Below are 9,739 nucleotides of genomic sequence, written 5' to 3' on the forward strand. Positions count from 1 at the left end.
CGGGCGGGTTGATACGCTGGCCGGCATGCGGTATTATTTCGGGGTGGTGTTGCCGGCCCCGGCCCGGGGGGACGGGGCCCTTCGCTGTGTTGTCCGGCGCGCTACCGGTGCGTGACCGCGGGTGGGCTATCCTCAGCGAGGTTCTTGAAACTGTTCCTTTTCAGACTTGGTAGTAGTCCGGGCTCGGCGGAAAGGTCGACACAGCATGGGTCTCTTCGACGGCATCAATCGGCGCGAGTTCCTCGCGAAGGCGATGGCCGCCGGAGGCGTGGGGGCGCTGGCGTCGTGGGCGAGCCCGATCATCGAGCGGGCGCATGCCGCCGACCCGGCCGGGATGGGCGGGCTCGGCGATATCGAGCATTTCGTCCTGCTGATGCAGGAGAACCGGTCCTTCGACCACTACTTCGGAACCATGTCGGGGGTGCGGGGTTTCGGTGATCCGTCGCCCGCCTGGCAGCAGTACGGTTACGAGCCCGGCATCGGGCCGACCCCCGACGGCTACCAGCTGCCGTTCCGCCTCGACACCACCCGGGGCGCGACACTCGACGGCGAATGCGTCAACGATCCCGACCACAGCTGGGCGGGCATGCACGAGGCGTGGAACGGCGGGCGCAACGACGGCTGGATGCCCATGTCGATCGCGAGCGTCGGTGCCGGAAACGCCGCTGCCGCAATGGGTTACTACACCCGCGAGGACATTCCGGTGCATCACGAGCTGGCGGATGCGTTCACCCTCTGCGACGCCTACCACTGTTCGGTACTGGGCCCGACCGACCCGAATCGGCTGTACTGGGTCTCGGCCACCATCGATCCCGACGGCGCGGCGGGTGGCCCGCTGATCGAGACGCCGCCGCTGATCCCGCAGAATGCCTACAGCTGGCGCACCTACCCGGAGAACCTCTCCGAGGCCGGGGTCAGCTGGAAGATCTACAACAATCGCGATGTCGGCCCGATCTCCTCGGTGATCCTCGACGGCATGATGGGCTGCTTCAAGCAGGCCGCCGACCCGAATTCCGAACTGGCGCAACGCGGTAAGGCGCCGATCTACCCACAGGACTTCGCCGCCGATGTCGCGGCGAATCGCCTGCCCGCGGTGTCGTGGGTGATTCCGCCGCTGGTCAACTGCGAGCATCCCGCGCTGCCGCCGGCCCTGGGCGCGGTCGGCATCATGCAGGTGCTCGACATCCTGACCTCGAATCCGGCGGTGTGGGAGAAGACGGCGCTGATCGTCATGTACGACGAGAACGGCGGGTTCTTCGATCACGTCACGCCGCCTACGCCGCCGCCGGGAACGCCGGGGGAGTTCCTCACCGTCGACCTGAACCGGCTGCCCGCCGCCAAGGGCATCACCGGCCCGATCGGGCTGGGCTACCGGGTGCCGTGCTGGGTCGTCTCGCCGTATTCGCGGGGCGGACTGGTGTGTTCGGACACCTTCGACCACACCTCGCAATTGCGTTTGCTGGAACGGCGTTTCGGTGTCGAGGTGCCGAATCTGACGGACTGGCGGCGCGGTGTCACCGGCGATATGACAACGGTATTCGATTTCGCCGCGGGGCCCGATGCGGCGCCGCCGCGCATCACGGATCCGAAATCCCGTGTCGATGCCGCATTGGCGCAATGCGGGCCGAATATCGCGCTGGGTACCGCGGGGCAGGGGGCGCCGTATCCGGTGCCGCCCAACAGCATGCCGGTGCAGGATCCGGGGACGAGGCGACGGCCCAGCGGCCTGATCGTGTAGGCGGGCGCGAGAACTCTAACCGGCGGTGGCCGGAACCCACTGCGCCGCAGCGTCCGCCGTGCGCTTGCGGATGGCGGCCAGGCTGTGGCGGGCCGGGCTGATCAGGGCGGTGAGCCACGGGCGGCGAAACTCGGCCAGTGCGCGTGCTACCTCGGGGATCTCGATGCAGTGCACCGTGCCTGGCGTGCCCAGCCGGTGGCGACCCGTCTGGATGTTTCTCGTGCCCAATGGTGTTCCTTTGCTTGCTTGATGCGGCCTGGATCGCCTGCGGCGAAACATTAGCGGAACAAAAGTGTGGGGCAGCGTATTTTGCGCGACTTTAGTCCCGGCGTGTCGGAAAGTTGCCGACTCCAGGTCTGGATCGGCCGGAAAAAGTTGCGAATTGATATCGCCGCCATCACGGAATGAGTAAATTGCCGACGGCGGTGTGAGAAATAGGGGTGCGGTGGGTAAACAGCGGAGCTGAGCGCTTCGGCCGTTGGACGCCCGACCACGGGCGGGCACGCCGGGACGGAGATGCGAAACTGGTCGAATGTTGCGTATCGGTCTCACCGGAGGCATGGGAGCGGGTAAGTCCACGGCGGCGCGGCTGTTGGTCGAGCGGGGCGCCGTGCTGATCGACAGCGATGTGATCGCACGGGAGGTGGTGGCGCCCGGCACCGAGGGGCTGGCCGCGCTGGTCGAGGCGTTCGGATCCGGCATCCTCGCCGCCGACGGCAGCCTGGATCGCCCGGCCCTGGCCGCGCGCGCATTCGCCGACGACGAGGCCCGCGCGACTCTCAACGGCATCGTGCACCCGCTGGTGGGCCGGCGCACCGGCGAGCTGTTCGCCGCCGCGCCCGCGGACGCGGTTGTCGTGCAGGACATTCCGCTGCTCGTGGAGAACGGCCTCGGGGCCGTGATGAACCTCGTGGTCGTCGTGACGGCCGATGTCGAGACCCGCGTGCACCGGCTCGAGCGGTTCCGCGACATCTCCCGGGAGGACGCGCTGGCCCGGATCAAGGCACAGGCCACCGACGAGCAGCGCCGGGCCGCCGCCGACGTGCTGCTGGACAACGGCGGCGGACCGGACGAGCTCGAGCGGCAGGTGGACGCGCTGTGGGAGCACCGGCTGGTGCCGTTCGAGCGCAACCTGCGCGACCGCGTGCGGGCCCCGCGCGGCGAGGTGCAGCTGGTGGGTCCGGACCCGACCTGGTCGGAGCAGGCGCAGCGGCTCATCGCCCGGCTGGCCGTCGTGTGCGGGGCGCAGGCGCGGCGCATCGATCACATCGGCTCGACCTCCGTGCCGGGGCTCGCGGCCAAGGACGTTCTCGACATCCAGATCACCGTCGCGGACCTCGCGGCCGCCGACGGGCTCCGAGAGGCGTTGGAGGCGGCGGGATTTCCGCGCATCGACGCCTACACGGCCGACGATCCGAAACCCGGCACCGATCCGGCGAAGTGGGGCAAGCGAGTTCACGTCAACGCCGATCCGGGCCGGGCGGCGAATATCCACCTGCGGGTCGACGGGTGGCCGAATCAGCAGTGGGCCTTGGCCTTCCGGGACTGGCTGCGCGCCGATCCGGCAGCGCGCGAGGAGTACCTGGCCGTCAAGCGCAAGGCCGAGGCCGCCGCGTCGGGCCTGACCGGCGAGCCCGCGATCCAGGCCTACCTCGACGTGAAGACGCCCTGGTTCGACGAGATCTACCCGCGCGTGGTCGCGGACCGGTCGTAGCCGCTCACCGCCAGCTCAACTCCAGGCCCAGCGAGCGCAGCCAGCGCTCGAAATCGTGCCCGTGGCTGGCGATGCCGTCGATCGCCGTGGTGGCGGCGGCGATGGCGCGCTGGCTCTCGGCGAGGTCCAGGTAGCCCGCGCCGTGAGCGGCGAGCAACTCGTCGATATCGAGCAGTTCGGCGCCGCGGCCGGTGCGCACCACGATGTCGAGGTAGTGATCGACGGACGTCCATCGCTCGGGCGTGACCGCGCGGAACTCGCCGATGTCGAGGTAGAAATCCTGATCGCGGCGGTGTGCCGGGTTGAAGTGGAACACCGTCGCGCGGATCGACAGGTTCGGCAGCAGCCAGGACTCCAGATAGTGGAACTCGCGATGGTCGGCGGTGCGGGCCATGTACAGGCCCCAGGGCTCGACGTGATACCGCTCGACCGGCCGGACGAACCCCTTCGGGTCGGTATTGGTCAGTTCGGCCAGATCGAAGTACTCGACCTTGGGCCGATGCAGTTCCACCGCATGCGCCTGGGTCATGTACCGAAATCTACCCAGGATCCCGCGGCCAGGGGCGCCGTCCGGCCGCGCCGATCACAACCAGGTGAGTGTGATGCCGTACGACCGCAGCCAGCGCTCGACGCTGTGGTCGTGGGCGGCGATCCCGGCCACGACGGTGTTGGCGCGCTCGATGATGTGCTGCGCCTGCTCGTCGTCGATGCAGTGGGCGGCGTGGGCGGCGAGCAGATCCGCGACGCCGTGCATCTCGATGGGGCGGCCGTTGCGGGCGACCAGGTCGATGTAGTGGTCGTGCGCCGTCCACCGCTTCGGCGCGATGCGCGCGTACTCGCCGAGGCGGATGTGGAAGTGCGGGTCGCGGTCGTGGGCGGCGTTGACGTGCTGCATGCCGACGCGGATCGCCAGCTTCGGCAGCAGCCACGCCTCGGTGTAGCGGTTCGGCGGCGTATCGGCCGAGCGCATCAGGTACAGGCCCCAGGGCTCGGTGTGATAGCGCTCGACCGGGTGGACGAAGCCGCGCGGGTCGGTGAGGGTGAGATCGGCGAGGTCGAAGTACTCGATGCGGGGCCGGTGTGCGGGGACCGATCCGTTGGGGGTGGCGCCGGGGTGCGGATCGGGCTTGCTGTTGCTCGTCTGAATGGCTGCGACTCCGTCGTGCTCGATGGATCCGTCACGTGTGGTGCGCGAGCCGCGCACGGTCGGCTCCGCGGTCTCGGTGACCGCGGGCCGGGTGACGCGTAGTGCAGGCAAAACGGCCATGACACCCGTCCTCTCGACGTCTTGGACCGGATCAGATTACACCCGGGCAACCGCAGGTAGACGAACCAGCACTGGTGAATAATGTCATGTCAACTATTTGCTGCATATTGCGAATATCCTTGCAGCGCCGGACAATTCGGACAATCCGCGGCGGCTGCGGCGCGGTCGATCGAGGCCGGATACGGCGATGGCGGCCGGGGCTGGCTAACGGTGCCGCGGGCTGCTCGCCGGATGCCGCCGGGCGGCCGGATACCCGACCCCGCGCGCGCCGGATGCGGTGTCCGCGGCCGTGCTGCCGGGGCGGTCGCCACCGGCCCGGGAGTAGCGAATTGTGCTGCGTTCCATCAAATCCCCGCTCACGGCCCAGGGAAATCGCTATCTCGGCGGGCTTTCGGTCGCGCGGCCCGCGCCACCGTGCGCTGCGTCGGGCAGGTTCGGTTGCCGGGCAGCGGGTCCGGGGTCTCGTGGGCGCGGTCGCCGGGGGCCGGAGCCGGGCGGGAGCGGGCCCGGCGGGCCGAGGGGCCGGGAATGTGCCCCGGCGGTTGCTGCTCCGTCGGCGCGGCGCGCACGGACCGCGCGGCGGTCGGGGTGGCTGTGATCCATTCCATATGGCAGCTGTGCGCTTCCCGGGCGTGTCGCGCTGGACGGCCCGCTCCGCTGTTTGTTGTCGGTGGCTCGTCCTAGGCTGGTTGGCATGGCTTTCGCAACCGAAGTCCCCGCCGAGGGGAATACACCGCTGGCGCATTCGGAGTTCCGGCCCATCGGTGAGATCGAGCGGGCCGACGGCCGGTTCGAGGTGGTGAGCGAGCACGAGCCCGCGGGCGACCAGCCGACCGCGATCGCCGAGCTGGAACACCGGCTCACGGCCGGTGAGCGGGACGTGGTGCTGCTGGGCGCAACGGGTACCGGCAAGTCGGCGACGGCGGCATGGCTCATCGAGAAGATGCAGCGCCCGACGCTGATGATGGCGCCGAACAAGACGCTCGCCGCGCAGCTGGCCAACGAGTTGCGGGAGATGCTGCCCAACAACGCCGTCGAGTACTTCGTCTCGTACTACGACTACTACCAGCCCGAGGCGTACATCGCGCAGACCGATACCTACATCGAGAAGGACAGCTCGATCAACGACGACGTCGAGCGCCTGCGGCACTCGGCCACGCAGAGCCTGCTGTCGCGGCGCGACGTGGTGGTGGTGGCGTCGGTGTCGTGCATCTACGGCCTCGGCACGCCGCAGTCGTACCTGGACCGCTCCATCCCGCTGGAGGTCGGCGCCGAGGTCGAGCGCGACAGGCTGCTGCGCCTGCTGGTCGACGTGCAGTACACCCGCAACGACATGGCCTTCACCCGCGGCTCGTTCCGCGTGCGCGGCGACACGGTCGAGATCATCCCCTCCTACGAGGAGCTCGCGGTCCGCATCGAATTCTTCGGCGACGAGATCGAGGAGCTGTACTACCTGCACCCGCTGACGGGCGACGTGGTGCGCAAGGTCGACAAGCTGCGCATCTTCCCCGCCACCCACTACATCGCGGGCGCCGAGCGGATGGAGCGGGCCGTCGGCGATATCGAGACCGAGCTGGAGCAGCGCCTGGCCGAGCTGGAGCGCCAGGGCAAGCTGCTCGAGGCGCAGCGGCTGCGCATGCGCACCCAGTACGACCTCGAGATGATCCGCCAGGTCGGGTTCTGCTCCGGCATCGAGAACTATTCGCGGCACATCGACGGCCGCCCGGCCGGGTCGGCTCCGGCCACGCTGCTCGACTACTTCCCCGAGGATTTCCTGCTCATCATCGACGAGTCGCACGTGACCGTCCCGCAGATCGGCGGCATGTTCGAGGGCGATATGTCGCGCAAGCGCAACCTGGTCGAGTACGGCTTCCGGCTGCCGTCGGCGGTCGACAACCGGCCGCTGACCTGGGAGGAGTTCGCCGACCGCATCGGGCAGACCATCTACATGTCGGCCACCCCCGGCCCGTACGAGCTGGGTCAGACCGGCGGCGAGTTCGTCGAGCAGGTCATCCGCCCGACCGGCCTGGTCGACCCGAAGGTGGTCGTGAAGCCGACCAAGGGCCAGATCGACGACCTGGTCGGCGAGATCCGCGCGCGCACCGAACGCGACGAGCGCGTCCTGGTCACGACTCTCACCAAGAAGATGGCCGAGGACCTCACCGACTATCTGCTCGGGCTCGGCGTGCGGGTGCGGTATCTGCACTCGGAGATCGATACGCTGCGCCGGGTCGAGCTGCTGCGGCAGCTGCGGCTGGGCGAGTACGACGTGCTGGTCGGCATCAACCTGCTGCGCGAGGGCCTGGACCTGCCCGAGGTGTCGCTGGTCGCCATCCTCGACGCCGACAAGGAGGGCTTCCTGCGCAGCTCTACCAGCCTCATCCAGACCATCGGCCGTGCCGCCCGCAACGTCTCCGGCGAGGTGCACATGTACGCCGACAAGATCACCGACTCGATGCAGCAGGCGATCGAGGAGACCGAGCGCCGCCGCGCCAAGCAGATCGCCTACAACGAGGAGAAGGGGATCGAGCCCCGGGCGCTGCGCAAGAAGATCGCCGACATCCTCGATCAGGTCTACAAGGAGGCCGACGAGACCGAGGTCGAGGTCGGCGGCTCCGGCCGCAATGCCAGCCGCGGGCGGCGCGCCCAGGGCGAGCCCGGGCGCGCCGTCAGCGCGGGCGTCTACGAGGGCCGCGACATCGAGAACATGCCGCGCGCCGAACTCGCCGACCTGGTCAAGGAGCTGACCGACCAGATGATGAACGCCGCCCGCGAATTGCAGTTCGAGCTGGCGGGGCGCCTCCGCGACGAGATCGCCGACCTGAAGAAGGAACTGCGCGGGATGGACGCCGCGGGACTGAAATGAGCGGCGTGGACAGTCACTCAGCTCGGCGTGGCGAGCCACTCGTTCACGCGGCGCTCGGCCTCCTCGCGCGACACCTCCTCGACGCGGGTCATGCACACCCAGCGGTGGCCGAAGGGGTCGTTGATCGCGCCGTAGCGGTCGCCGGTGACGAAGGTCTGCGGGTCGTCGGCGCTGCGCGCGCCGTGCTCGCGGGCCCGCTCGACCACCGCGTCCACGTCGGGGCAGTAGTGCACGATGCTGGTGTGCACCCATTCGCCGTTCGGCGCCTGCACCCCGTGCTCGGGCACCGGCATGCCGACCTGGATGGTCGAGTCGCCGATCCGCAGCTCCGCGTGCGCCGGCTGCCCGTCGGGCATGTCGTTGCGGCTGAGCACCTCCGCGCCGAAGACGGCGGTGTAGAACTCGATGGCCTTGTTGCCGTCGGGGACGGCCAGGAAGCAGGTGATGGAGTGGTAGCCCTCGGCGATGGGATTCACTGTGTTCGTCATGGCCACCACTCTCGCCGGTCGCGGGCCGGGGGTCTTGTAAGAACGCGACAGCGCGGCGGCCGCTGATGGGCGCCATCGCCGAGGGGCCGGAAAGCCTTGCGCCGGAACTGATCCCGGTGCCGCCGCCGGAGGTCGCCAAGGGCATCCTGCATCCGCGCGAGCAGGCGCGGCACCGCACCCTGGAGCGCCTGCCCGCCGGACCGGAGATGTCGCGGTTCGTCGAGTGGTACTGGTCGGCGCGCTGGGATCTGCGCGGCCGCCCGCCGTACGTGGCCGAGGTGCTGCCGTTCCCGTGCGTCAACGTCACCTTCGAGCGCAGCCACACCCGCTGCGGCGGCTGGGTCACCGGCGTGTGCACCAGCAAGTTCACCCGCGAACTGGCCGGGGAGGGGGAGACGTTCGCCCTGAAGTTCCGGGTCGGCGGCTTCGGTGCCTTCACCGGTCTCGATGTGGGCGCCTTCCGGGATACGTCGGTCGAACTCACCGGGGTGCTACCCGACGCCGTGGGGCTGAGCGAGAAGGTCCTGTCCGAACCCACCCTCGCGGGCCGCCGTGACATCGTCGAGGATTTCTTCACCGAGGCCGCGGCGCATGCTCCCGCCGACGAGTCGTACCGCTCGGTGCTGCGCATCGTGGCCGCGATGGAATCCGACCGCGACCTGACCCGGGTCGACCAGGTAACCGAGCGCTTCGAGGTGCCGATCCGCACCCTGCAGCGCCTGTTCCGCCGGTATGTCGGTGCCGGACCGAAATGGGTGCTGCGCCGCTTCCGCCTGCAGGACGGCGCCCAACTGCTGGCCGACGGCCGCATCGACGACCTGTCGGCCCTGGCGATCGACCTCGGCTACTTCGACCAGGCGCATTTCTCCCGCGAGTTCGCCCGGGAGGTCGGGATGGCGCCGCTGGAGTACGCGCGTACCTCCGCTGCGTCTTGACCGCTCGGTTGCGGCGGAGTCGGCCGTCCTGCCCGAGTTCGTCGGAATGGCGCTGCGAAATACCCCCGGACCTCGGTATTCTCACAGGGTGAGACATTGCCGGGTACCGCCGGCCTGCCGACGATCAGAGGAGTTGGCCATGGATGTTGTGGTGTTGATCGGACGGATCCTGTTCGTCGTGTTGTTCCTCGGTTCGGCGTTCGGGCACCTCACCCAGCCGGACGCGATGGTGCCCTATGCCGAGAGCAAGGGCGTGCCCGCCGCGAAACCGGCGGTGGTCGGTTCGGGCGTGCTGCAGGTGCTGGGCGCGCTGAGCATCCTGCTCGGTGTGTGGGCGGATCTCGGCGCGCTGTTGCTGCTGGTGTTCCTGGTGCCGACCGCGGTGCTGATGCATCCGTTCTGGAAGGAATCCGACGCCCAGGCGAAGCAGACCGAGATGATCCAATTCAACAAGGATCTCGCACTGGCCGGTGCGGCCTTGATGCTGTTCGCCTTCTTTGCGCATGTGTCCGATCTCGGATTGACGATCACGGGCCCGCTTTTCAACCTCGGCTGATGGCTGGCCGGAGGTATTCGCGGCAATACTCGGCATTTCCCGCGGAACCATCGGCGGCGGTGGTGCGGCGCAATTGTGAAATCTCACCAACCGCCTCCGACCTGCGCCCGGGCCGGAACGGCCCGGGGCGGGTGGTGGGGCGAAAATCGGTGGTGTGACGAAAATCCCAGTGGCA

The 9,739-nt window shown here is 68.9% G+C and carries 9 protein-coding genes; 5 read left to right on the forward strand and 4 right to left on the reverse strand.

The window, feature by feature from the left end; all coding sequences use genetic code 11:
* Positions 1-205 precede the first annotated feature (205 nt).
* A complete protein-coding gene (locus QH290_RS35420; protein WP_280267218.1) occupies positions 206-1,738 on the forward strand; it encodes a phospholipase C in 1,533 nt (510 codons plus the stop codon).
* Positions 1,739-1,753: 15 nt separating this feature from the next.
* Here QH290_RS35420 and QH290_RS35425 read toward each other — a convergent pair whose 3' ends face one another.
* Positions 1,754-1,966 (reverse strand): hypothetical protein, encoded by a 213-nt coding sequence (locus QH290_RS35425; protein WP_280267217.1) that lies wholly within the window; start codon positions 1,964-1,966, stop codon positions 1,754-1,756.
* Between the two features lie 304 nt (positions 1,967-2,270).
* On the opposite strand from QH290_RS35425, the gene coaE reads away from it, so the two are divergent.
* Entirely contained in the window at positions 2,271-3,452 is a 1,182-nt protein-coding gene (coaE, locus tag QH290_RS35430; RefSeq protein WP_280267216.1) for a dephospho-CoA kinase, read from the forward strand.
* Between the two features lie 4 nt (positions 3,453-3,456).
* On the opposite strand, the gene QH290_RS35435 is transcribed toward coaE, so the two are convergent.
* Together QH290_RS35435 and QH290_RS35440 are read right to left on the reverse strand one after the other, a co-directional pair.
* A complete protein-coding gene (locus QH290_RS35435; RefSeq protein WP_280267215.1) occupies positions 3,457-3,981 on the reverse strand; it encodes a ribonuclease FAU-1 family protein in 525 nt (174 codons plus the stop codon).
* A 54-nt stretch (positions 3,982-4,035) separates the two neighbouring features.
* On the reverse strand, positions 4,036-4,719 hold the full coding sequence (locus tag QH290_RS35440) for a DUF402 domain-containing protein (protein WP_280267214.1): 684 nt from the start codon (positions 4,717-4,719) through the stop codon (positions 4,036-4,038).
* 694 nt (positions 4,720-5,413) lie between these two features.
* On the opposite strand from QH290_RS35440, the gene uvrB reads away from it, so the two are divergent.
* Positions 5,414-7,585 carry an excinuclease ABC subunit UvrB gene (gene uvrB / locus QH290_RS35445; RefSeq protein WP_280387753.1) on the forward strand — a complete coding sequence of 724 codons (2,172 nt, stop codon included), beginning with the start codon at positions 5,414-5,416 and terminating at the stop codon, positions 7,583-7,585.
* 17 nt (positions 7,586-7,602) lie between these two features.
* Here the strand turns inward: uvrB and QH290_RS35450 are convergent, their stop codons facing one another.
* Positions 7,603-8,073, reverse strand: coding sequence for a VOC family protein (locus QH290_RS35450; protein ID WP_280387755.1), 471 nt, complete (start codon positions 8,071-8,073; stop codon positions 7,603-7,605).
* A 65-nt stretch (positions 8,074-8,138) separates the two neighbouring features.
* On the opposite strand from QH290_RS35450, the gene QH290_RS35455 reads away from it, so the two are divergent.
* Both QH290_RS35455 and QH290_RS35460 read left to right on the forward strand, forming a co-directional pair.
* Positions 8,139-9,008: an AraC family transcriptional regulator gene (locus tag QH290_RS35455; RefSeq protein WP_280387757.1), complete on the forward strand. Its 870-nt coding sequence runs from the start codon at positions 8,139-8,141 to the stop codon at positions 9,006-9,008.
* 139 nt (positions 9,009-9,147) lie between these two features.
* The gene (locus tag QH290_RS35460) at positions 9,148-9,564 is read left to right on the forward strand and encodes a DoxX family protein (RefSeq protein ID WP_280387759.1); all 417 of its coding nucleotides are present in this window, start codon (positions 9,148-9,150) and stop codon (positions 9,562-9,564) included.
* Positions 9,565-9,739 lie beyond the last annotated feature (175 nt).

The sequence above is a fragment of the Nocardia wallacei genome (genome assembly GCF_029869545.1).
GTDB lineage: Bacteria > Actinomycetota > Actinomycetes > Mycobacteriales > Mycobacteriaceae > Nocardia > Nocardia wallacei_A.